Origin of the sequence: Acinetobacter sp. UC24323 (genome assembly GCF_024151445.1) — a bacterium.
Taxonomy (GTDB): Bacteria; Pseudomonadota; Gammaproteobacteria; order Pseudomonadales; family Moraxellaceae; genus Acinetobacter; species Acinetobacter baumannii.
Window position 1 is genome coordinate 57698 of record NZ_JAHIBY010000007.1, and the last position, 25171, is coordinate 82868.

Sequence of the window (25171 nt, forward strand, 5' to 3'; positions counted from 1 at the left end):
GATATTTTTAATCGTTAGGTAGTGTTAGGTGTTGGTATTAAACTATACTTTATTTAATACTTCGATTATCTCTAGGTATCCGTGCATATCGAAGTTTAATTTTGTATGGGTTTACAGTAGAAACTAGTGCAATACAAGCTAAAATATATGGCCTAAAAACGTATAAGTTTTTTGTGGCATTACTGAATAGTATGTGGGAGACATACTCTTAAATTTGGGGAAATTTCAAAAGATGATTACTCCGCTGGGGAGCGGTTTAAGAAAAGGGTAATCATCGATTCTTAAATAATTTATAAGATTTGGTTAGATCAAATGAATGACTTGATAACGAGATATTTAAATAATCTGGGGCAGTGGCATGACGTTGCGTTGGCAATGGCTAAAGCGATAGTGGCAATAGGTGTGTTTTGCTTAGTCACTTATCTTTTAACAATTGGATATATCCCGTCGGAAATTAGCTTCGGTGATACACTTATTTTTTTACTAATTTTTGCAGCCTGTTCTACTATCTATTTTGCATTAAGTATGGTGTTGTTTTTATTAGGCATGTCTTTAATGCCAGTGATTTACATTATATTGAAAGTGTCTAATAAATATTTACCATCTCATAAGCAGTTTAGAGACGATCTGCCATTTCCAAAGATTAGCATTACTACATTTTGTTTATTCATTTATTTTATATATACATTTTATGGCTTATTTTTCGCTTTCTGGCAAGTAAGCCTCTATGCTGCGATTACAGTAAGCTTAATTGCTTTGCTATATTATGCTTTTTACGTTAACCGCGAAGATATCAAAATTTTTAATAAAAAGTTTAAAAATATAGAGGATATTATTGATGACAATAGCGCAAGTGAAAATCTTAAAACATTTGCAAAAGAAAAGTTAAAGAGATTAGAAATATCTAAAAGAAATAGCTTACAAATGGCTTGTCTTCTTATTACGGTTCCATTGGTTTATATGTTTCCATTTGGGGGCGTTGGTAAAGTATTTTTAAATAGCGCTATGGAAAAAACTGGTATAAGGATAGAAAAGGCAACCTTATATATTAAAGAACCTTATGCAAATTTAATTGAATTACCAAAATCAACCACTAAAGAATTGAGTCAGTATAAAACCTTTATTTTTAAAGATGTTAAAGTGTTATTTCAAGGCATTGGTAAAAGTACTTTAGTTTCTTACAAAGTAAAAGATATTGAAAAGCAGTTAGTGATTCCTAATGACTATATTACTGTGGAGCAAACTCAGAAGATCGATAAGTAAGGTTATTATTCACTATTAATCAGCTAGCTTCCCCCCAAGGCCCCCATGCCACAACAGAACTTTAATTTTTTGCGCTGATTTAAAGTCATCCACCATTGCGACACAGAGATAAGGGAGCTAAGCCAAACACTTAGCCCATGTCGTTTTTATCGCACCGCCGCATCACACTAAAAAAAGTAGGGGCAAAGTCCTGTGGGAGAGCAGGACTTTGCAAACTGACATGTTCTAGACGTTGCATGAGCTGAGGCGAATACACTTGTTCGAGCCGTTGGTAAATACAGTCGCAACTGGCTTGGCTGTGTCCACCAGACAGGCAAATTTTTTCAAACTCCTGCTGAGTGTGGAGGTCACAACCCGAAACGCTGTAATCGCCGACAACAAGGCCTAAAACTAAAATAGTTTTATAAAATTTCATATTATTCTCGTGATGATTTGGGGATATCTCAATGAGAAAAAATAAACCGCTATATTTTAAGTTTTAAAATCATTTTCAAAGGCAATAGTTAACCCGCCTATATAAGCAATAAAATAAAATGACTTAAATTTTAAAATAAAAATAATTTATAGATTTAAAACTTTAGATAATAGAAAACCTAAATTTTAAATAAATAAAAAGTTTATAAGGGAGAGGGGGAAAGTTTATATAGTGGCATGGTCAACTCCTAGAATTTATGGAGCTCTACCACCAGAAATCACCGTCAATTGATTAGGGTGGTAGAACGAGAAGGGGTTGACAGACTGGGTATACAGACCAGCACGCGCGAGCGCGTCCCCCTCCCGTCCTACCGCAACGGTAAGGGGGAGGTGCAGGTTGCGCACAAGTATCATACTCAGGAAGTATGAACCTGATACGCTGTATACTCGGTCTGTCAAAACCGACTGGCAATGTAGGCCAGCGGGACCATAATAATCATAAGTTTTTAATAGGTCAATTCAATTTAAATAAAATATTATAAAAATTTTAAATATAAATTTATATTTTAATTAAACTCAAAAGTTAATATCTTTAAAGCTATAAATTAATAAAAATAATAAAGCTAAACTAAACGTTTAGCCTGCTCTTAAAATGTATAACGGTAATTAATAAATACACGGTGTTGGTCCCAATCTTTACGGGTCATACCATTTATTTTTTCACCTAGGTTTGCATTTTCAAACTTTGACTCATAATGCAAAAATGAATAACGCACATCTAAATTTTTCACCCACGGCAAGGCATAACTCACCGTAAAGTCAAAGTAACGCTCTTTACCTTCAATATCACTGCTGATGTTACTTTGGTGAGCGCCAAAACCATAAATATACTTCGCCTCGGTTTTTAAACCTTTCACATAGTCTTTCCAGTTATATTTCAAGCGAAGGGCAACAGCGGTTTCATCGTTATTGGTAAAGTCGGGGCCAATGGTCGCAGAGGTCGGAAACGGGTTGGTGCCGTGGTCTTGCGTCAAAACCGAGTTGCGTTCGGAGTGCACGGCAAAGTTATCTTCAATCCAAAAACCATCAAACTTTGAAACGGCAATGCCACCTTCAATATTATTCTTAGCCACATTTACATCGACAAAATAGCCATTGCCACGGTTGTTAACGTCTTGACCTTTGACACAGTCCAGCTCGGTTTCGGCACCACATTTAAACAGCTTACCATCATCACGCGAGAAAAAAGCACCTGTATTGAATGTCCACATAAGGCCATGCAAGGGCAATTTATATTGAGCAATCGCCCCATACTTTTTTAGATAATCTTTGCTGTTTAAATACTCGGCATTCACGCTCCAGTTTTTGTACTGATACTTGGCACCAAGCAAACCGACATAATCAATTCGTTCGTCATTCTCAGTCACCAGTTTTTCAAAAGAGTCCATGCTGCGCGGTTTCCAGCGGTCATAGTAAGCCATATAAGTCTGTAGCTGATCATTCAGTTGAAACTGACCACTCGCACCCGAAAAAGTGTCGGGCACTGCGCGGTTGTTGGTGCTTTTAAGTAACAGCGAATCGTGCAACTGGCGACCTAATTTAATTTCACCTTGATCACCCAGTTTTGCTTTGATGTAGAGCTGCCCTAAAGTCGCAAAGTTTTGGTCAAGCTTGCCGTTATTTTCGACTTCTAAAAGCTGAGCGCTAGGCTTGCCAGAGTCAAATAACTTGGTGACTGCATAGAGTGAGCCATCTACACCGAGCCAGTCCCACATGTACGGTGACTGATAATTTAACTCAAGCCCTAACGCACTTTGCTCATATTCACTCGACGAAGGCGAAGGGTTGGCAAGCGTGGGGTGGGCAGTGCCTTCATCGTTCCAGTAACGAGTATTAAGTTTTAATTCTAACTTACCAAATTGTTGAGGAAGCTCTGCATACGCATTGCTCACACTGCCTAAACCAATACAGCCCCATAGCAAATATTTATTCATTTTAAATTCCTTTTTTAAGCATGAATAAGCCCTTTGCCTAACGCTGGGGTTAGGCAAGCTTTTTATGAAATGGATGAATTAAGGAGAGAGTTTTTCGAGCACTTGGCCTTTGGTTTCAATGGCAAACAAGAAGGTCACTAGGCCACCAATGAGTGCCACAACGGCCAGCACACTAAACACATATTGAATGCCGTAACCACCAACCACGAGGCCGACCATAACAGGTCCAATCGCAGAGCCAGCACGTAACCAAGCGGTACTAAAACCAATGCCCATCGCACGTAGGCGAGTAGGGTAAAGTTCGGCAGCGTAAAGGTATAAAGAGAATGAAATGGTCTGCAAAATGGCATAGCTCAGCGTTGCTAAAATCACAACTTGCATGGCCGATTTTGCGCCTAAAACCGAGAGGCTCATGAGTGGAATAATCGCCAAGAAAAACGCTGCACTGTACCAAGGACGGCGACCGACTTTATCAATCATTAACGCACAGATAATAGAGGCAATCACACCCACGCCCGAAGTAATCCAGCCATAACCTAAACTGGTTTGCAGTGACAGGCCAAAGTGTTGTTTGTAAAGAGATGGCAGCCAAGTCACCATGGCATTGTTCACCATATACACGCAAAACCACATGCCCCACAGGGTAAAAGTACGTTTACGGTAAATACCACGGAACAGCTCGCGCCAGTCGGTTTTTGCCATGCCTTGCGGGTTAATTTCTTTAACCACAGGTTCAGGCAAAGTTTTACCGCTTTTAATGGCACCGTCTTCAAAGCTTTTAACAACTTGATCGGCTTCTTTAAAACGACCTTTGGAAGCAAGCCAACGTGGTGACTCAGGCAAGAAAAACCGTAAAGGAATGACCAGTAAAGAGGGAACGAGGCCCACAATAAACATGACTTTCCAGCCGTAAATTGGCATCAGGAAAAATGCTGCCATGCCTGCAAACATAAGACCGAGTGGGAACAAAACTTCATAGAGCAAGAAAAACTTACCACGCTTTTCTGCACCAATAAACTCATTAATATAGGCACTTGCAACAGGCACTTCACCGCCTGTTCCAACACCTTGTAAGAAACGGAAAATTAACAGCGACATTCCGCTCCACGCAAACAAACAAGAAATGTCCATTGCCACAAACAGTAAAATGGTAAAAGACAGCACTTTTAAACGACCGACTTTTTCGGCAAGAGAACCAAAAAAGATCGCACCGACCAGTTGCCCAACATAGCCCGCGGCAATGATCGCGCCGACATAGGCAGGCGTCAGGTGCCATTCGGTAATGAGTTGGGGTAAAGCAAAGGCAATCGCAAGAACAGTATAAGCGTCAAAAAAGGTCGCGATACCAATGGTAATTCGCATAAATTGCAATCGTCCGGTGACGGGTAGTCGTTCGAGTCTTGCAATAATTTCCGCATTTTTTTGATGATGACTAATTTGTTCTACATCCGCTAGATTTGTCATCTTATATCTCCTTATCACTACATTCCTCGTAGTTTTGTTGTTCTATTTCGCACTACCTGTTCACCACAGTTTGCATGCTTTTTATTATTGTTTTTAAGAGACATGCCCGATGTTTGGCCTCAGGCAGCGTACAGGAAAAAAAGGCTAGCGTATATGCTAGCCCGAATGGAATTTAAGCAACGGCTTGGGTTAAATCGACCTTGCCAATTCCGGCTTGACGCATCGCATCATGAATTTCTTGCTCAGCACCATCTGCCAGTGGAAGCAGTGGCGAACGCACAGTAGCATGATCCAAAATTCCGCGAGCAACCAGTGCATGTTTCAGCGCGACCGTACCTTCCATGTGTGAACCACGGTGATAAACATTGCGAGTCACTGGTAATAATTGGTCGTGAATAGCACGAGCTTTAGCGTAATCTTTGGCTTTACCAGCCTTAATCATTTCAATTAAGAGTTCAGGGGCAATGTTGCCATAGCCAACCAAAGCGCCGTCTACATCAAACATGGTGTGAAGCAAATATTCATCGTGGCAAGTCAACACCTGTAAGTCTGGGCGTTCACGGCGAATAATCGGAATTTCGACATCCCAGCGGCGCATATTACGTACACCATTTTTCATGGCAAATACGCCTGGCTGTGCAGAAATATCGAGTAGAGTGTCTAGGTCATAAGTGGCCTTCGTTGCATCTGGATATTGGAATAAAATAGATGGCAAACCACTTTCTTCATAAATCGCTTTATAGCGGTCTTGTGGTGCGCCTTTTTGATAGCCAAAACGCAACCAGCCATGTGAAGGGTAAATCAAACCTGCCGAAGCACCTGCGCTAACTGCACGTTTTGCTTCTTCTGCTGCAACCGAAGTACCTTCGAGTGTAATCCCTGCGATTACCGGAATTTTATCATCTACCGATTTAACAAAGCTTTCGATGACCTGCATTTGTTCTTTTTGCGACAAGAATGTTCCTTCACCTGCATGCCCAAGAACAACCAAGCCTTTCACACCATCGATACTGCCTAACCATGAACCTAAACGTTGAATTGCATTATGGTCTACTTGTCCGTCACGGGTAAAAGGAGTCACAGGTGCTGGGGTTAATCCACGTAAATCTAAACTCATAATCGTACTTCCTATACAGTGTAATTAAATATTCTCTGGTTCTTAATCTGACTTAAATCGTGTTGTAGAGAACATGATTGGAGTATAGAAATAGGTGAGCTATGTAGGAATTACCAATTCTTGAATTTCAGTTATACTGAAAATGTATGGCTCAAAAAGCTGTCTATTACGGTTTAGGAAGAATCGATGAATTATGAATTATGGAAAATATTTTTAGACGCGGTAGAACTCGGTAGCTTAAGCAAAGTCGCCATGCTGCATAACACCAATCAACCGCAAATTAGTCGGCAAATGAACGAGCTTGAAGCGCAATGTGGCGGACGTTTGTTTAACCGAACTGGACGTGGTGTCGAGCTCACCGATTTAGGCCAGCATTTACTTCCTAAAATTCGTTCATGGCTGAACGTAACCGACCAACTCAATAATGAAATTTTGCATTCGACCGATACCCCAATTGGCACAGTTCGTATTGCTAGTTTGCCGTCTACAGCACATCCATTGTTATCGACTTTGTATAAAGTGCTTCAAGAGAAATATCCCTTAATTAAACTGTCGGTGCGTGAAGGGCAAGGGGTACATTTAGAAAAATGGCTCGAAGATGGCAGCGTCGATTTAGCCATTCTCTATCGGTTTAACCCGACGCCTAAACAGGGCGATGTTTACCTTACCGAAGCCGATACCTATTTGGTCGGCTGCGAAGGAGATGTGCTCACTCAGGCCAATGAAGTCGAATTTAAAGAAGTCAGTGAGTTACCGCTGGTCACCTTTTGCAGGCCAAGTAACTGGCGCAATTTTTTAGACCACATGGCTTATGAAAATGGGGTAGAGCTGAATATTGTATTTGAAGCTGACTCGATTAGTTTACAAACCCATTTGGTTTCAGAGTCTCGCATGTACACCATGCTGGGGCCGCAAGCATTAAAAAAGGCCAGTCAATACACCTCAATTCAAGCTGCAAAAATTATTAATCCCGCGCTCAAGCGTTATATTTCTTTGTCTATTTCTAAACATGGCTATTTAACGCCTGCATGTAAGGCGGTGATGGAAGAAATTAGAAATCTTGCCGATTTGCTTTGAGAGAAGTGCCTCAAAGCGAGCGAGCAATTAATTCAATTTATTAAACAGTGATTTCAGTTTTACTTGAATTATTGCTTGACTTGTTTAAATGATAATTATTATCATTTGTGGGTTCCTTGTTTTGAGTCCAATTGCTGTGAACAAAACTTCTCTGCTTGTAGATCAGTTATATAGAAGTCACCAAAGCTGGCTTCACCAATGGTTGAGACAAAAATTAGGTAATACTGATCAGGCCGCAGATCTGGTTCAGGACACATTTATTAAACTGCTACAAACGCGTGATGAACTATTCGGAATTAAGGAACCGCGTGCCTATTTAACCTCGATTGCTAAAAATCTGCTCATTGACCAAGTGCGCCGTAAACGCATTGAACAAGCTTATTTAGATGGCTTGAGTCAAATGGAATATATGCTTGATGCAGTGGCGTCACCCGAAGACCAAATGCAAATTATTCAAGCAATTAACCAACTTTGCAAAGCACTCGAAGGGGTTTCTGAAAAAGCACAGCAAGCTTTTATTTTGCATTACCTTGAAGGCTATACCCATAAAGAAATTGCCGAGCGTTTAAATGTGTCGACCAAAATGATTCAAAAATATTTGGCGAGCTGTTTAATTCAGTGCTACCAAAACCGACAAGACATGGACGCTTGCATTTAAATGGCCATGGATAAAAGCAAATATCACCAGTTGGTTGAAGAAGCTGCACATTGGATTGTTCAACTGAGTTCGGATGATGAAAGCTCACGGAAAACCGCCAAACAAAAATTTGAAGAGTGGAAAAAAACCAGTGAGCAACACCGCCAAGTGGCTGCCGACATTGAACAGTGCATTGGTTCAATTCAAAAACTTTCTCAAACCAGCGGACATAAAAAAGTCACTAAAGTTGCTCTTAAAGCTGGCCTAAACTCAGGCAAAGCCTATAAACATTTACGTGCAGGAACAGCTTTTGCCGTTGTGTTTGTTGCCATGAGTGGGGCGTTATTTTATTTAACTGACACCACAGTGGCCTATGTGACTGCTGACATTCAAGGGCAATCGGGGCAGTGGACTACGCAAACCTTACCAGATGGTTCACGTTTAATTTTGCGTGGGAAAAGTGCGGTCAATCTTGATTTTAAAACCAACCAGCGAGTGGTTGAGTTGGTGCAAGGTCAAATTTATGTTGATGTTGCCAAAGATAAGACTAGACCGTTTTTGGTCAAAACCAGTCATGGGCAAATTCAGGCACTCGGCACAGCTTTTAGCGTCAGTTATGACCCTTCGGCAACCGAACTCAAAATGTTGCACTCAAAGGTAAAAGTAGAAGCCACACAGGTTAAAACCACCCAATTGCATGCGACTCGTCAGGCCATTGTTGAAGCAGGGCAAGCCATTAAAATGGACCAAAATGGCGTACAAAAATTGCCTGAACTGAATGTTTATAACGAACAACAAAAATGGCAAAAGCATCAGCTTATGGTAGAAAACCTGCCGCTGAATCAGGTGCTACAAGAGCTAGACCGCAACTACAAAGGCAAAATTATTTTTAATGATGCGGCGCTGCAACATGTGCGGGTCAATGCGGTGTTGCCTTTAGACCAAACCACAGAGTCGCTTAAGCTTTTGGCTACGGTTTTTCCTGACCTGAAAATTAAGCAAATCACGCCGTTTGTGGTTATGGTTTCTTTAAAATAATAAAAAATTAAATTTATTTTCGATTTTAGGTTCCACTTTTTTGAAAGTCGTTCGTCATAGTAAGTAGAAGCAATAAATATGGATCATTTTAATTTGTTGTATTGAATGATTCTTATTACGATTTACTGGGGCGGGCAAATGAAAAAAGCGGGAACGGGGCAAAAGCGGAATCGATCGATTTTTCGATTCTCAACACTGGCGTTTGCTATACATGCTGTGTCGATGGGCGGGCTTGTTACGCTGCCTATGCAGCAGGCTTATGCACAAACAGCCGGGGTTAAAAGCTATAACATTCCAGCCGGCCGTCTTGCTAACGTACTGAATCAGTTTGCTGAACAATCGGGTACTTCAGTTGCAATGGATGCCCAGCAACTTCAAGGGCTTCATAGCCTAGGCTTAAAAGGTAACTTTGCCGTCGAGCAAGGTTTTGAGCAGCTTTTAAAAGCAACCGAATTTAATGCTGTAAAAGTTGGGCAGGGCTACACACTCAGCAAAAAAACTACGCCTCGGGTCACTCCCGCTAAGGTTCAGGCCACTAGCCTGCCGCCAAGTAGTGCCGTAATTGAAGAAGATGCATCGGTACGACTCACGCCAATTGTGGTATATGGCAAAGAAGACCGTGACACAGAAGGCTATAACAAAGTTTATGACGCAAACCGCTCTTCGGTCTATGCGGGCAAAGACTATGTTGAGCGATTTAAAGGAACCAACCCAGCCGATGTTTTACAAGGTATGGTGGGTGTCTATAGCGGCGATGCCCGTAATAGTGGCGCACTCGACCCAAGTGTACGAGGGGTGCAGGGTGTTGGTCGTGTGCCTTTAACTATTGATGGAACTGAACAGTCGATTGCCGTGTGGCGTGGCTACAACGGGGTAAACAACCGAAACTATATCGACCCCAACCTCATTGCGGGCATTGAAGTCATTAAAGGCCCATCTTTAGAGCGCAATACAACGACTTCTGTTGGCGGCGCTGTAGTCGTTAAAACGCTAGAGGCCGATGATATTGTTCGTCCGGGTAAGTCTTTCGGTGCTGAGTTAAAAGTAGAAGGCTCAACCAACTCAATTGATCCGTCTTTGCCGGACATGAGTAAAGTAGGCCAAAACTACGATAACACCACGCCTTGGATCGACATGAACGGGTCAAAATATGACCCCGATATTTATAAAAAGAACCGTACCAGAAGTGATAACTCTCATTTTTCGGGCGATGACTTAGCGGGCCGACTGGCAATTGCCACCAAGCAAGACAAATTCGATTTACTGGCAGTTTATGCAGTACGTGAGCGCGGCAATTATTTTTCGGGGACACATGGCGCGGGCTACTATAAACGAGCGACGCCAGACAGTAGCCTCGATTTTATTCCTTACTTTGCCTATGCCTATCAACCGGGAGATGAAGTTCCCAACACTTCAAGTCATATGAAGTCGTGGTTGTTAAAAGGGACCTATCGCCCAACAGATGATCAGACCCTTAAACTGACTTACCGAGATACCAAAAATATTTTTGGTGAAATTATGCCGTCTCGAATTGTTTGGGGTATTACGCCTGACTTGGGTGTTCCGCAGTGGCCTTTAAGCAATATCCACTCTAAAGCTTATAGCCTCGAATATAAGTTTAAGCCTGAGAATAATCGTTGGATTGATTTCTATGCCAATATTTGGCAAACCGACACCGAAAGCCAGACATACACACGTGGTGGATGGCCAACCACAATCGATTTTAGAGATAACACCATTATTAATACGGCAATAAGCCATTCTGACAATACCCGTAAAGGCATTACCGTCAGCAATAAAACCCGTTTGTTAGACCAGCTTGATTTGACGCTCGGCGGAAGTTTCTTAAAAGAAAAATTAACGTCTGACGATGTATATGGTGAATTTGGCCCAAGTTATTCGCTCTATCAAGCATTGCCACGGGCAGGACGCCGTGAGGAAAAAACGTTCGACTTTAATTTTAATTATCGACCCGTGTCTTGGTTAAGTTTTGATGCGGGCATGCGTTATCGCTCGTATTGGGCTGTTGATGACTTTTTAAATAAGTCTTTGCAGAGCGAGATTGACCCGAGTTTAAATCCGCTTTTTACCAAAAAAAGTAGGCTTAAAGAATATACCTTTGAATATCAGACCATGCCTGAGAGTTACACCTCGACTCAGCAGCGTTTAATCAATGTTTTAAAACAGCGCTATGCCACAAAAAATCCTGAGTGGGATGGGCAGCTCGACACTGTGCCTGCATCAGAGAGCACATTGTATAACATGATCTGGTCACAGAAAAATACGCTGAGCTGGAAAGCAGATGCGAATGGACAATTGTCGCTTGCCGATAATCCTTTAAATCAGCTCAATGCCTCTGGGCAAAAGTACGTCGTAACTGGCGGGAACTTTATGTCGGTGGTAGACCAAGTTCCGGTTGAGTCGGCCGACAAAGTTAAAGATAGCGGCTGGGCACCGCAGTTAGGTGCCTCAATTCACCTCACGCCAAACAGCAGAATCTATGCACGCTATGCAGAGGAATATCGCTTACCAAGTTTGTTTGAAAGCACTGTCGGTTTTTCTGCCATGTTGCCATATCAAGCAATCAAACCTGAACACGCTTTTAACTACGAAGTGGGTTATGTCTATGACATGCGTGATTGGTTTAGCACAGCACGCAATGCCGACATTAAGCTCGCCTATTACTACAACAAAACCAAAAATGTGATTGAGCGTGATCAAAACCTTATTTTTACCAATATGGATGAGCAAAAGCTATCAGGTCTAGAGTTACAAAGCCGTTTTGATAATGGTGGTTTCTTCACAGACTTGAGCGTGGCCTATAACTTAAAAAATGAAGTGTGTGATACCAATAGCGCCATTAACAAAATGATTTTAGGCGGTACGGTTCAAACCGAGCAGGGCCTTGAGTTCCGCGAACCGTATCAGCGTTGTGTTGATGACGGTTTCCCAAATGGCTACTTGGTGACTATGGCCACTCCTGAACTGAGTTTCCACGGTTTGCTTGGCGCACGCTTTTTTGATGAAAAGTTAGAGCTCGGTGCACGTGCAATATTCTATAAAGCTTATGAAAGCCCGCTACGCAAAAACAATGATGCTAGCGTTAATAAAGGCTATTACCTCAATGTGCCTTTGGCTTGGGATGACACGTGGATTTTTGATGCCTATGCGCGTTATCAGGTTGATGACTACAACACAGTTGAGTTTGTAGGCAGTAATCTTTCTAACCAGTTTTATATCGATCCTTTAACTCGTAGTGCCATGGCCGCACCCGGCCGAACGATGAAAATTAGCTGGACCACCAAATTTTAAACAGAATTTGATTCCCTCTACACATACATAAAAGGGGAGTCAGGTAACGGTAAATAATAAGGTTGAATGATTATTATTTACAAAAAACCGAGTAGGTTTGCAGCTGGGCCTACTCAATAAACTAAAAAATAGCGAAATCGTTATTTTAAATTAAACAATAACTTAGTTTTAAAAAAGATGGAGTAACAACAAATGAAAATCTCTCAATTGTTCTTGGGTCTCGTTGCTTGTTCAACTGCATTTGCTTATGCAGGAATTGATGGTATTTCGAGTAATGAAAGTAACATCAAAATCGGTGCTGCTGCCAATGCAAGTCATCCGGGTGGTGTAGCAGCGGTGTCGGTTCAAGCTGCGGGTGCGCCATATAACGCTTTTACAGGTTTTAGTTCGTTAAAAGGTTTGGCTCAGGCTTTTGCTGCTCAGGGAACGAGTAACACCAATGTAACGGTTGGCAGCAAAACCTTTAATATTTCACATATTCCAGTGTCTGCAATGCCACCTTCACACAGTGCATTAGGTAATTTTAACTTTGGTCAGGTGGGCACACAGGAAGTCTATTTTGGTGAATGGTGGAAAGCGGGCGACACGCCGGCAAGCGCGAGCCATACCGTTTACTACGCGGGTGATAATACCAATACCACTGTTCCAACCGCGGGTACTGCAACTTATACCGTTGCAGGGATTAACGGCTCTGGAAGCAATCTGTTAAGTGGTACGTTCACGGCAAATTATGGCGCGGGTACACTTGAAGGAACACTTACTGGAACTGGTACGGCTGTTTCATCATTAAGCCTAGATGGTGTGGCATTTAACCCGGGTACTGCTGCGTTTGCAGGTTTGGCAACGGCTAACGGTACGGCTGGTATCGACAACTCTGGTGTGGTGCAAGGTCAATTCTTTGGTGCAAATGCTTCGGCTTTAGCGGGTATTGCCCAGTTTGATAACGTGTCTTACAACACTGCATTTGGCGGTGCTAAAAATTAATGAATGCAAAAGGAATCTACACACGTAGGTTCCTTTTGTTTTTTGGGCTTTTGCTTGGTTGCTTCAGGTTTATTGTTTTATGAAACGAACGCTTTTGTGCTGTCTGACATTGTTGAGTTGTCCATTTTTATATGCCGACGAAGACACACAGCTTCGTCTTAATCAAAGCTTGGACCAAACGCTTTTACAAGAACAGCGACAGTTTCACGAACAGGGAACCATTCGTAGTACCGAGCAATTACCTAAACTTCAAATTAATGGACAAGAATATAGTGTTGAGCAAAATCCGAATGATCTTGCCAAGGCGTTATATTTGGCAGTCATGCAAAAACAGTGGCTCAAAGCCACGGTTTATTTAGAACATTATAAAAAATATGTTGGCTACGATCGGGCTTTAACCGACTTTGCCGAAGGGGCAGTTGCACGTTCTCAGGGTCAACTGAAATTGGCTGAACAAAAATTTCAAAGCAGCCTAAAACAACAACCTCATAATTTAATTTGTGAACTTGAGTTAGCGCGCGTGCTGTTTGAACAACAGAAGAATAAGGAAGCAGAACGCCTTTTTATTTCCATTCAAGACCAACTTAAACAAAGTGATCCTGCGGTAATTCCGTCTGGAGTTTTAACAACAGTAAATACTTTTGTTCAGGCACTAAAAAAGCGAGACTCTTGGCAAGGCTCGGTTTCAGCGGGTTACACCTATGTCAGTAATTTAAATAGTTCGTCTGAACAGAGCAAAACATGGACGCTTTATGGCAAAGATAGTAAAGGTAATATTATCCCAATTGAGCAAGTTACTCGTGGGACGCCTAAAGCTGAGTCGGCAACGGGTTTAGATTATGAAGCCAGTCTTATAAAACGCTATGCGATTAAGGGGCATCATGGCGTGGCTTTACGTGCGCTGGCGTTTGGACAATCCTATAACGACCACGCGGCATTTAATGAATCTACCATCAACATTAATACAGGCTACAGCTACTTTGACTTAAAAAATCAAATTGGGGTGAGTCCGCTATTTGAACATAAACGTTATGGCAATGATGGTCTTTACAATGCATGGGGGGCGCGTGCCGAATGGATGCATTTTATCTCGGCAGATAAAGCTTTCAAGCTTGAGGCTGAGAGTAAAGATTTAAATTATCAGAAATATAAAACCCTAGATGGGGTAGAAAGCTCAGCTTTTGCTACTTTCTGGAAGATTTTTCCAGACCAGTGGACTTTTTTTGGTGGTCTAGATGTGCTCGACCATTCGACCCAAGAAAAATACATGGCTGCCTACCAACAGCAAGGTGTGCGATTGGGCTTAAGCAAATCTTGGAGTACAGGATTTAATACCACTTTGCTGAGTTCTTATCGTTGGCGTGTGTTTGATAAATACGCAGAAACTTTCTTAGCTCGTCGTCATGATTTCGAACAGAACTATACCTTTGTTGTGCAAATGCCGCGCTTTGATTTTTATGGCATGACACCCAATTTAACCTATCGCTATAACCATAATAAAAGCAATGTCGATTGGCTGTATTCCTACGATAAACACAACATTAGCTTCAAGCTTGAGCATCGTTTTTAGGGAATAAGCCATGAAATCAAAATCATTATTCCCTACCCATAAGCCGATTGTTATGTTGCCTTTACCACAAGGGCCGAAGCATTTTTATAAGTTTTTAATCGTAGTGGTGGTGATTGGACTGCATGTGTTTGCTGTCTGGATGCTGAGTCATTTAATTGAACCTTATACTTTTAAGGCAACACCCAAAGTAGATGCATTAAAAGTAAGTTTTGTATCATTGGCACCTGCTAAAAAGCCATCGGTTGAAAAGACTGAAAGCCAACCTAAAAATAGTGTAACACCTCAATCTACTTTAAACAGTTCGGTATCTCATGCGCCCGATCAGCCAAAATACTCGCCTACAAATGTTCAAACATTAGCGTCAAAAACTGCTTCTAAAGAAGTTGTGCAAAATAATTTAAATGACAAACAGCAAGCACAACCAAAAACGACTTTAAATAATTCAACTTCACTCCAACCAGCGCAGCGTACAGAAATGCTGGTGACTCATACCGATAAAAAACTGAGTTCGACAGACTTTGAACAAACGCAAACTGAGCAGTTGACACAAAACGCCAATAGTGAAATTAAAAGTGGTGGGGTCAAAACACCCGCAATGCAGCAAGAATATTCCAAAGCCCCTAGCACTCAAGTTGAACACGATGACGTTGTTCAGGTGAGTAGCGTGGATGTGCTGAGTTTTGGCGGGCTTGACTATGATGACCGTGAGTTAAAACAACAAAATCGTTTGGTTGAGCTTCGGATTCGCATTAATGAAAAAGGGCAGCCCATCAACATTCAATTACGTCAAAGTTCGGGTATTCAAAGCCTTGATGAACGGGTCATACAAGCTGCACGTAAATCCAGATTTAAACCCCACAAAATTAACGGTCGAGCCGTGACCATTGTTGTGGATTTTCCAGTCCAACTCAAACTCAATCGGGGCCGTTAACCGATGAGTAATATCCATTTTGTAGGAGAAAGATGATGAATTCATCTACAGAACAAATCATTAGCAACAGTTTGTCTTTACGTTTGAAACAAGAAACTGCTGCTGAACACGAACGTATGCATCAATTAATGTCAGAGGCAAAGGTGTTTTCAAGTAAAGAAAAATACGCGCAATTTACTTTGTCTCAATATTACTTTCAGCTTGAAATTGAACATCTTTTTGAGAAAGAAGGGGTAGCAGGCCTGATTCCAGACTTAGACATTCGTGGCCGCTCAAAACAAGCACTTGCCGATTTAAATGATTTAGGGATTCAACCCAACGGGCAGCAATTACAAAGTGAAAACGTACAACTACCCGAAGCTTTAGGCTGGATTTATGTGTCTGAAGGTTCAACCTTAGGAGCTGCATTTTTATTTAAAGAAGCTCAAAAGCATTTGGGTTTTTCTGAAACGTTTGCTGCACGTAATTTAGCGGCCTATCCCGAAGGGCGCGCGAAAGTCTGGAAACGTTTTGTACAAGTACTGGATGAAACAGGCTTTGACCAAACCCAGCAAGACCGAGTCGTTCAAGGAGCTTTAGATGCCTTTGGATATTTTGGTCAAGCGCTTGATCAGCTTGATGAATTGAAATAGTAAAAAGTGGATAAAGGGAATACCCGATATGGATAAACTTAATCAAGTCAATGTCATGGTAAAACATGAGCAGTCGTTAGCACCTGCTCAACCAGTCAGTAAACTTGCCCGTTCTATGTGGGTGCGTTGGGTGTTTATTGGTTTGGCTTGGTTGTGTATTGCGCTTGGCATATTGGGTATTTTTATTCCGGGTTTACCCACTGTCGACTTTATGATTTTGGCGGTTTTCTTTGCCGCTCGAGGCTCTGAAAAACTTCATCAATGGTTTCGAAATCATCGCTATATCGGCCCACTCATTCGTGAGTGGCAAGAACATCGGCGTATTCCCAAAAAGGCAAAATACATCTCGACCTTAAGTATGAGTTTAGCTGCGGGATTGATGATTTGGACCATTCCTCACCCGTGGTTTGTCTATCCTGCAATTTTATGTATGGCTGGGGTAGTGGCGTGGATGTGGCTTAAAAAATAAAATTATGACTGGCATTTTTGCATGGTACGCATCATAGATTTTACAAAATCACGCGGCACTTCTGGGCTTTGTAGACTTAACTTTCCAAGCTTATGCATGAGTTTTGGAGAATATTGGCGCTCTAAACGGTGATAAATACACAGACAGGTCGCGCGACTATGTCCAGCGGCTACGCATTTTGAGTAAAAGTCACGGTGTGCATTACTTTTATAGCCGGCAGAGGCAATCGATACAAATAACAATCCACCCAAAAAAACTGAAAAATTATAAAGAGACATATTCCTTCTCGTCGTTGTTGTTTTCTTTATCAATCACTCAGCACAACAGCCGTTTGTGCAAAATATTGGCGAAACTTGCGGCTTCATCATAGTTAGAACAGTTTTAGAGGTCAAATTGATTTGCGGATGAGAAGCGTTTAATGTTTTAAAAATAAACAAATTTTATTGTTGCTGTTTTGAAGACAGTGTTGCGACATTAAACACTCTATGTTTTTACATACTTTTTTGTTTTGATAAATGCTTTAGCTTTGAATTGTTTTTAAATACTTAAAACATCTTCGTACTGAATTTAATGACTTTAAAAGAACAGGATGCTGCTTATGCCAGAGACTTCAATTCAACAAGAAACACAAAGTACGTGGGTAATATGTCGAGATCCTGTTTTATTGACTATGGTGGGCGGGGCAATTGATACCATTGGCTTTATCGCGTTATTTGGTTTTTTTACTGCTCATGTGACGGGCAACTTGGTATTGGCCGGGGCTGCGTTGGTGAAGGGTGGTGCCGGTTTATGGATTAAACTTGCGGCTATTCCATTGTTTATTGTGACGGTGGTTATTACCAAACTTTTAATTGACCGTAGTCAGACCAAACACAAAACGCTGTCTTATTTATTTTTATTTGAAGCTATTTTTCTCTTTGCTTTTATGGCTGCTGGGCTTTACTTTGAGCCATTTAAAAATGCCGATTCGATTACGGTTGCAATCACAGGTGGCCTCGGTTTAATTGCTTTGGCGATTCGTAATACATCAAGCAAAACCCTCATTAAAAATATTAGTCCAAGCACCATGATGACAGGCAACACCACCCAGCTTGGGATTGATATTGCCAACTTGCTTAAAAATAATAATGCCGCCAATCGGGCAAGTTTGCTTAAAAGTGCCAGTATTGTCATTGGCTTTGTGATTGGTGCTTTGATGGGGGCGGTACTCTATGTCTATTTTGACTTTTGGAGCGTAGCGCCGTTTATTTTACCCATACTCTATTTTTCTTATTTGGCTTCCCAGCAGAAGTTTAAACAAGCTTAATAAAATAGACGGTCAATTTTATTTTCTAAATAAAGTCTAATCCAAGCTGAGCCGAAATTGTTCAGGCACAGCTTTACAGGCATAATGATGGGTGGGGAAATACATTCGATAAAGGAATGCACAATGACAAAATCCGGCCATTATTTAGTGCTTACAATAATGGGACTGCTGAGCGGTTGTCAGGTCATTCATTTAAAAGAAAGTAACTTAAGCAGTGCTTTAAAAAGTAAAAATGAAAGCATTTTGACCGATAATACTCTAAGTCATCAGACCCAAAACTTACTGTATTTGGTCAAAGAAGATGAAAAAACTTGCCTACAAAATTTTGATGATTGTTTAAATAAGGTTCAGAGCCTGTCCGAAAATAGCAGCAGAGAAGAACGCTATGCTGCGCTGAGTGAAATTTATTTGGCAAAAGCTTTAGATGTTGGGCGTAGTAGCCAGTGTAATGTCACTCTTAAAAGTAACAGTTGTGTTGAGCAAGAGCTGGCGTTGTTTGATAAAAGCTTGCGCTATAGCTATGTCTATTTGTTTGATTCTGAAGAGTCACCTTTTGATCGGGTATTTGACCATCGCCAAAATCAGGTACGTATTTTTTATAACGTCGCCTTGTCGAAGCTCATGACCACGTATTTTAATCATTTAAATACGCTTCATTTCCCACCTATACTAAAAGCAGATGGGCATGAGTACCACGTTAACTTTGATCATGCTGTAGATGTACAATACATTGAAGTTGATACCTTTCGCTCTAGCTATAACATGAACTTTTCAGGGTTTAATACCGTCAACCGTAAGGATGGTTTAGGTGCGGAGTTTATTGTGGGACGTAAGGAGCATGATGTAAATCATGGTTTTATTTTAGATCCCGATGCTTTTTATGCTTACCAGAGTAATCCCAACATTCATTTACCACGTTTCTTTCCAGTCACGGCTATTGCTTACCCAAAACAAAAGGCCACAGCCGATCAGGTCATTGATGGGGCAGAGTTAGAAATTGCCATGTTTGACCCATACCGACAGGACCGTGTAAAAGTTGAAGGTGTGGACTATCCACTTACTGCAAACTATTCGGCGCCTTATGGGCTATGGTTATCGAAATATAATTTAGGTGCAGCAGGCTATTGGTCTTTAATTAATAAAGAAGCCAATTTGATTATGCCGCATTTATATATGCTGGAACCTTTTAACCCCAATAAAAAAATTATTGTGTTTATTCATGGCTTGGCAAGCAGCCCAGAGGCATGGGTGAGCCTAACAAATGACATTATGGGTGATGCCGAATTAAGACAAAACTACCAAGTTTGGCAGGTGTTTTATTCAACCAATATGCCGATTTTTGAAAGTCGTTTCCAGATTTATTCTTTGCTGAATCAGGCTTTTCAAAACGTTGCCAAAGACAGCTACGCTGCACATGATGCCGTATTGGTTGGGCATAGTATGGGCGGAGTGATTAGCCGCTTACTAGTAAGCGATGCAGACGTTTCTGATTTAGCCATGCAAAAAATGAATGAAGCACAGCTAAAGCGTTTAAAAGAAAATCCTGTTATTCGAGAACGTTTTCAGTTCAAAGATTTGCCCTATTTTAAGCGGGTTGTTTTTGTTTCGGCGCCGCATCATGGTACTGACTATGCTGACCGATGGTTTACCCAAATTGCTCGCCGTATTATTCGCTTACCTGCCGACTTTTTTATTGCCGTTGAAATGAGAGATGAGAAAAATACCAAACTCAGAAAAGGCTTAATTGAAAATGGAGCGAGTAATTTAAGTCGTTCTTCTAACTTTATGCAGTTGACCCAAGCCATTCAACCCTCGTCCAACGTGGTCTATCACTCAATTATGGGCAACATAAATGGTACGACAGATAAGTCAAAAATGAGCGATGGGATTGTGCCGTATCAAAGTTCACATTTGGGTGGGGAGCAGTCGGAGCTGATTATTAAAGGTGGGCATTCGATTCAAACTAGCCCTGAGGCAATTTTAGAATTACGCCGTATTTTACGATTGCATTTAAAGCAGTCGCCGCCTTCAAAATAGTTTTTTTGTTTTTAGAAAACCACTGCTGAAATAGCTCAACAGTGGTTGAAATGATTAATTAAGCTGATTTTGTTTGAGCGATTTTTTATGCTCAAAGTAGCTGATTGAAAAAATAACCAAGCCAACCAAATACAACACGCCAGACAACAGCAGTAAGTCTAAGCCTGCTGCATATAGCAACCAAAGTGCATAGATTGAAGCGACACTTGCAATGGCAATATGCGGCGTGCGTTTGTGGCGAATAGATTCTTTAAGATAAAACGCCGATACCAGAAAATAAGGCAGCAAAATCATCACCGATGAAATCAATAAAAGCTGGGTGTAATTTTTGTTGAAAAAATACACGGCAATCAGAGAACCTTGCACCACAATAGTGGTCAGCCATAGTGATGAAATTGGCACATTATTTTGGTTATTCTTTAAAAATAGTTTCGGGAAAGCACCATTTTTTGCAGCTAAATATGGAATTTCGGTCGCAAATAACGTCCAGCTTAAATAAGACGATGAAACTGAAATAATCAAGCCGATAGTAATAATGATGGTACCCGGTAGACCGATGAGTTGCTGCAAAATGGTCGCCATAGATGGGTTATGCATGCCTGCAAGCACTTCACGGCTCACTACACCATAAGCCAATACTGTGACCATCACGTAAAAACTTAATGCCAGCAACACACCTAAAATGGTCGCTTTGCCAATGTCATGACGGTTTTTTGCACGTGATGATAAAACCACCGCACCTTCAATACCGGTAAATACCCAAAGGGTAATGAGCATTAGGTCTTTTACTTGCTGCCAAAGGGGAACTTTTAAAGAGAAGTCATTTAAGTTGAGTTTGAACAAATCAAACTTAAAGGCAATAAAAGTAAAGAAGATAAAGACCACCATTGGAATAATTTTGGCAATGGTTGCCAGTAAATTCACAATCGCAGCTTCCTTAATACCTCGGCTTACTAACCAGTGCACCAGCCATACAAAAATGCTTGAACCAATCAGTGAGTAAAGTGTATTACCTTCACCAAAAATAACGTGGTCTTTGCTGTCGGTAAACATGCCGACGCCTGAAAAGGCAATCACCACATAACCAACAATACCAATGGTAGTACACAACCAATAGCCCCACGCCGAGCAAAACCCGATGAGGTCTCCAAAGCCTTCGCGTGCATAGTTATAAATACCGCCGTCAAGGTCTGGTCGTTGACGGGTTAAATGCAACAATGAGAGAGCCAAGAAAATAATGCCGACTCCGGTAATGAGCCATGCAACAAGAAGGGCAGAGCCGTTGGCAACTTGAGCCATATTTTGGGGGAGGCTAAATACGCCTGACCCCACCATAGAACTAAATACCAGCGCTGTAAGAGACAATAATCCGATTTTGGCAGCAGACATGGTATTTATTCTTTAAAAAATTGAGAAAGTTCAGCAATGTGTTCTGGTCCAATACCACAGCAACCGCCCACTAAACTTGCACCTGCTTGCTGCCATTGCTTAGCAAAACCTAAATAAGCTCGAGCATCTAAGTCTTTACGAATTTCATCAAGTCCATCGTTAGCAGTAGCGCTTTCATCTTGCGGTGGGAAAGCGTTGGCATAAGCACCAATTTGCACAGACTCAGGTATAAGCCCTTTAATTTCATTAATCGCTTGCAAGATCACTTCAGGTTGGCAGCAGTTAAACAATACTGCTTTGGCATTTGACTGCTTTATAAAGTCAGCTACTTGTTGCATATTTTCGCCAGAACGAAGTAAAGCTTGTTCTTGTTTGATTTCATCTTGCAGCGTAAATGACACCCAATAGTCTTTACCATCTTGTGGTAATAACGCATGGACTGTTTCAACTTCTTTTAAGCACGATTGAGTTTCAGCGAGCCAGAAATCTACTTCTGGTGTCAATGTGTTAATAATTGGCTCAGCAAGGTTTTTAGCCTGTTCCGGTTGGAACAAGTCGGCACGGTAAGAACCAAATAAAGGCGGTAAGCAGCCTGCGATTTTGACATTTTTGCCGCTTTCTTTAACTGCATTTTTTGCTTGTTCAATCGCAACTTTAATTAAACGCACGCCGTCAGTTTCAAAACGTTCTTGACCAATATGAAATGGCACAACCGCATAGTTATTGGTTGTAATGACTTCTGCACCAGCGTTGATAAAGTCGAGGTGGACCTCTTTTACTGTTTCAGGTGCTTCAATGAGTGCAAGCGCAGACCACTCTGGTTGACGAAACGGAGCACCACGGCGAGCCAATTCACGGCCTAAACCGCCATCTAAAATTTTCATAAATTACAACGTAAAGGGAGAAAAATAATTCAGCTAATCTAGCGTGTAGATGAATGCTATTCAATCGCTAATATGCTCGATATATTTCTAAATAAATTAGATTGTTATGAATATTTTTTCTTAAAAGGAATTCTGTAAATGCTGTTCAGTTTTACTGATGAACTTCATGTGAAAAAGAAAATACATTTTCATGAAGTATACAGACTAAAAGTAGTCTTATAGCGCGCCGTATTGCTGCCAGCTTTCACCAGTATGCTGTGTTTGATAATACGCTTTAAGTTGTTCAAGCTGCGTAAAATGTACGCCTGACCAAATCAATAAACTAATTAATATGAGTACTTTAGATAAACTACGAACTTTACTTACTTGAGTAAAAGCCAACACAACAAAAAATAAGGCAGGTAAAAATATAAAGAACTGGATAGGGGAGAAAAATAGGTGAGCCGTGCTGAAATATAACGCGACTGCGCTCATGAGCACACTTAAAACAGCACATAGTTTTTGATATTTACCGAGCTTAAAAGAATAGGCAGTAATGACAAATAACAAGGCTGAGCTGACATAAATGGCTGTACCACCAATCATCCACATATAAAATCCGCTTAACAAAAGATAAGCCAGTAGCAAAACAAGCACGAGCTTAAAACAAAACGGTAAGAGGCGAGGTGATGATTTTAAAGGCGTCATGGCAAGTCTAAATATCTCAACAGAAGTCTTAAAAAACAAAAGGACGAATCGAAATTCATCCTTTTGATATTTTACTTATACACCATCAAACTTAGTTTGCTTTTGCAACAGGGGTAGCAGCAGTTTCATCGTTTGCAGCTTTGAACGGAGATGTATAGTTCAAGCCAAGTGTAGAGCTTGTGTACTGACGAACTTTGTCGAGTAACACAGGGTCTTTGCTTAAGTCTTGTTTATAAGAAACCACAATTTCATGAAGCTTCTGGTTCCACTTACCTTCAGTTTGCTGAGGGAAAGCTTTTTCAAGCAAGTTAAGCATGATGTATGGAGAAGTCGAAGCACCTGGAGACGCACCTAACAATGCAGTTACAGCACCATCTTTAGACGCAAAGATTTCTGTACCGAATTGAAGTGTTGCAGGTTTACCCGGTTCTTTTTTGATGATCTGAACACGTTGACCACCTTGGCTTAAACGCCAGTCTTCAGCTTTCGCATCTGGGTAGTATTTACGAAGTTCATTGAGACGGTCTTCATCTGACATCATCACTTGGCTCACCAAGTATTTAACAAGATCAAGGTTTTCCAAGCCAACAGTGGTCATTGGTAAAACATTGCTTTTGTTGGTTGATGCAAGTAAGTCAAGTTGAGAACCATTTTTTAGGAACTTGTTTGAATACGTTGCAAATGGTCCAAACAATACATATTTTTTACCGTCGATATAACGTGTATCAATATGTGGTACAGACATTGGAGGGGCACCAAGTTCCGCACGACCATATACTTTCGCTGTGTGCTGAGCAGTAATTGCTGGGTTGTCAGTAATTAAGAACTCACCACCTACAGGGAAGCCAGCATATTGTTTCGCTTCTGGTAAACCAGTAAGTTGCAATAATTTAACCGCTGCACCACCTGCACCGATAAATACAAAACGTGTTTTAACGTGATCTGTTTTACCGGTTTTCAAATCTTTGAAAGACACCGTCCAAGTTTTGTCATCATTTTGGCTGATGCCAGTCACTTCAGTTGAAGTCTGTAATTTGAAGTTAGGGTTTTGGTTTAAGTGATTCACTAATTGTTTAGTGATTGAACCATAGTTCACGTCAGAACCAACTTCCATACGAGTCGCTGCAACTTTTTGAGTTGGATCACGATCGGTCATGACTAAAGGCGCCCATTGTTTAATCACAGCTGGGTCTTCAGTAAATTTCATGCCTTTGAAAAGCGGGCTTTGAATCATGGCAGCATAACGTTTTTCTAAGAATTTAACGTTATCGCCCCAAACGAAAGCAATGTGTGGAACTGGGTTAATGAATGTTTTTGGTTCAGCTAAAACGCCTTGTTTTACCTGATATGACCAGAACTGTTTAGCAACTTCAAACTGAGAAGCAACTTTTTCAGCTTTGGCAATTTCCATCTTACCGTTTTTCTCTTCGGTATAGTTCATTTCCATAAAGCCAGAGTGGCCTGTTCCGGCATTGTTAAAGCCGTTTGAGCTTTCTTGAGCAACTTGATCAAGACGCTCAAACATACGAATTTGCCAATTCGGTTCAAGCTCAGTGAAATAAGTACCGAGAGTGGCACTCATGATACCGCCGCCAACAAGAACAGCATCAACAACTGGCTCATCTTTTGCAGTTTGTACTTGTTTTGACGCAATCGGTCTAAACAAGAAAACAATACCCGCAATTAAAATAAGAATGATTAATACCAGAAGGTATTTCAAAAACTTTTTCATGTAAGGGGGACCTTAAAATAAGTTATTTGAGTCACTTAAGGTGTGAGGAAACCTAGACAGCGTATCCAGACAAAACGGATATAAATGCGAAAGTAAAATTCTCCAAAACAGAGAACTTTGAAAAAAGAAAAATTACTTGGGATTATCGCAAACACTCTATATTTTAGACTAATTTTGCATTGACAATACAATTTTTATAATAAATGGGTTCTATTAAAATCATAAATATGATTT

At 41.0% G+C, this 25171-nt stretch carries 21 protein-coding genes; 12 read left to right on the forward strand and 9 right to left on the reverse strand.

Annotated features, from left to right (window positions below):
• Positions 1-312: 312 nt before the first annotated feature.
• Positions 313-1263: a hypothetical protein gene (locus KNQ97_RS10785; RefSeq protein WP_253612212.1), complete on the forward strand. Its 951-nt coding sequence runs from the start codon at positions 313-315 to the stop codon at positions 1261-1263.
• Positions 1264-1393: 130 nt separating this feature from the next.
• Here the strand turns inward: KNQ97_RS10785 and KNQ97_RS10790 are convergent, their stop codons facing one another.
• From KNQ97_RS10790 to KNQ97_RS10805, 4 genes are all read right to left on the reverse strand, one after another.
• Positions 1394-1678 carry a hypothetical protein gene (locus KNQ97_RS10790; RefSeq protein WP_000675264.1) on the reverse strand — a complete coding sequence of 95 codons (285 nt, stop codon included), beginning with the start codon at positions 1676-1678 and terminating at the stop codon, positions 1394-1396.
• 646 nt (positions 1679-2324) lie between these two features.
• Positions 2325-3671 (reverse strand): OprD family outer membrane porin, encoded by a 1347-nt coding sequence (locus tag KNQ97_RS10795; RefSeq protein ID WP_253612213.1) that lies wholly within the window; start codon positions 3669-3671, stop codon positions 2325-2327.
• 78 nt (positions 3672-3749) lie between these two features.
• A complete protein-coding gene (locus KNQ97_RS10800; protein WP_000182796.1) occupies positions 3750-5135 on the reverse strand; it encodes an MFS transporter in 1386 nt (461 codons plus the stop codon).
• A 172-nt stretch (positions 5136-5307) separates the two neighbouring features.
• Positions 5308-6252 (reverse strand): dihydrodipicolinate synthase family protein, encoded by a 945-nt coding sequence (locus tag KNQ97_RS10805; RefSeq protein WP_000050876.1) that lies wholly within the window; start codon positions 6250-6252, stop codon positions 5308-5310.
• A gap of 186 nt (positions 6253-6438) precedes the next feature.
• Between KNQ97_RS10805 and KNQ97_RS10810 the strand changes: the two genes are divergently transcribed.
• The 9 genes from KNQ97_RS10810 to KNQ97_RS10850 all read left to right on the forward strand — a co-directional run bounded on the left by KNQ97_RS10810 (position 6439) and on the right by KNQ97_RS10850 (position 16902).
• On the forward strand, positions 6439-7329 hold the full coding sequence (locus KNQ97_RS10810) for a LysR family transcriptional regulator (protein WP_199978044.1): 891 nt from the start codon (positions 6439-6441) through the stop codon (positions 7327-7329).
• Between the two features lie 136 nt (positions 7330-7465).
• The gene (locus tag KNQ97_RS10815; protein WP_003653184.1) at positions 7466-7987 is read left to right on the forward strand and encodes a sigma-70 family RNA polymerase sigma factor; all 522 of its coding nucleotides are present in this window, start codon (positions 7466-7468) and stop codon (positions 7985-7987) included.
• Complete coding sequence (locus KNQ97_RS10820) at positions 7988-9004, forward strand: FecR domain-containing protein (protein WP_032050863.1); 1017 nt, start codon at positions 7988-7990, stop codon at positions 9002-9004. It abuts the gene before it with no gap.
• Between the two features lie 138 nt (positions 9005-9142).
• Positions 9143-12316: a TonB-dependent receptor gene (locus KNQ97_RS10825; RefSeq protein ID WP_272361011.1), complete on the forward strand. Its 3174-nt coding sequence runs from the start codon at positions 9143-9145 to the stop codon at positions 12314-12316.
• A gap of 192 nt (positions 12317-12508) precedes the next feature.
• Positions 12509-13300 carry a Slam-dependent surface lipoprotein gene (locus KNQ97_RS10830; protein ID WP_002004304.1) on the forward strand — a complete coding sequence of 264 codons (792 nt, stop codon included), beginning with the start codon at positions 12509-12511 and terminating at the stop codon, positions 13298-13300.
• A gap of 103 nt (positions 13301-13403) precedes the next feature.
• A complete protein-coding gene (locus KNQ97_RS10835) occupies positions 13404-14870 on the forward strand; it encodes a porin family protein (protein WP_253612272.1) in 1467 nt (488 codons plus the stop codon).
• Positions 14871-14880: 10 nt separating this feature from the next.
• Positions 14881-15801 (forward strand): energy transducer TonB, encoded by a 921-nt coding sequence (locus tag KNQ97_RS10840; protein ID WP_000837760.1) that lies wholly within the window; start codon positions 14881-14883, stop codon positions 15799-15801.
• 32 nt (positions 15802-15833) lie between these two features.
• The gene (locus KNQ97_RS10845) at positions 15834-16433 is read left to right on the forward strand and encodes a biliverdin-producing heme oxygenase (protein WP_002036588.1); all 600 of its coding nucleotides are present in this window, start codon (positions 15834-15836) and stop codon (positions 16431-16433) included.
• A gap of 28 nt (positions 16434-16461) precedes the next feature.
• Complete coding sequence (locus tag KNQ97_RS10850; protein ID WP_000359624.1) at positions 16462-16902, forward strand: YbaN family protein; 441 nt, start codon at positions 16462-16464, stop codon at positions 16900-16902.
• Positions 16903-16904: 2 nt separating this feature from the next.
• Here the strand turns inward: KNQ97_RS10850 and KNQ97_RS10855 are convergent, their stop codons facing one another.
• Positions 16905-17180, reverse strand: a complete 276-nt coding sequence (locus KNQ97_RS10855; protein WP_000061140.1) for a hypothetical protein — start codon at positions 17178-17180, stop codon at positions 16905-16907.
• A gap of 320 nt (positions 17181-17500) precedes the next feature.
• On the opposite strand from KNQ97_RS10855, the gene KNQ97_RS10860 reads away from it, so the two are divergent.
• Together KNQ97_RS10860 and KNQ97_RS10865 are read left to right on the forward strand one after the other, a co-directional pair.
• Positions 17501-18208 (forward strand): YoaK family protein, encoded by a 708-nt coding sequence (locus KNQ97_RS10860; RefSeq protein ID WP_001115355.1) that lies wholly within the window; start codon positions 17501-17503, stop codon positions 18206-18208.
• Between the two features lie 123 nt (positions 18209-18331).
• A complete protein-coding gene (locus tag KNQ97_RS10865) occupies positions 18332-20245 on the forward strand; it encodes an alpha/beta fold hydrolase (protein ID WP_136512779.1) in 1914 nt (637 codons plus the stop codon).
• Positions 20246-20299: 54 nt separating this feature from the next.
• Here the strand turns inward: KNQ97_RS10865 and KNQ97_RS10870 are convergent, their stop codons facing one another.
• The 4 genes from KNQ97_RS10870 to mqo form a co-directional block, all read right to left on the reverse strand.
• Positions 20300-21634, reverse strand: a complete 1335-nt coding sequence (locus tag KNQ97_RS10870; protein WP_002054440.1) for a basic amino acid/polyamine antiporter — start codon at positions 21632-21634, stop codon at positions 20300-20302.
• Positions 21635-21639: 5 nt separating this feature from the next.
• Positions 21640-22518: a homocysteine S-methyltransferase family protein gene (locus KNQ97_RS10875; protein ID WP_253612214.1), complete on the reverse strand. Its 879-nt coding sequence runs from the start codon at positions 22516-22518 to the stop codon at positions 21640-21642.
• Between the two features lie 216 nt (positions 22519-22734).
• Positions 22735-23205 (reverse strand): hypothetical protein, encoded by a 471-nt coding sequence (locus tag KNQ97_RS10880; RefSeq protein ID WP_253612215.1) that lies wholly within the window; start codon positions 23203-23205, stop codon positions 22735-22737.
• 91 nt (positions 23206-23296) lie between these two features.
• Positions 23297-24937, reverse strand: coding sequence for a malate dehydrogenase (quinone) (gene mqo, locus KNQ97_RS10885; protein WP_031998356.1), 1641 nt, complete (start codon positions 24935-24937; stop codon positions 23297-23299).
• Between the last annotated feature and the right edge of the window lie 234 nt (positions 24938-25171).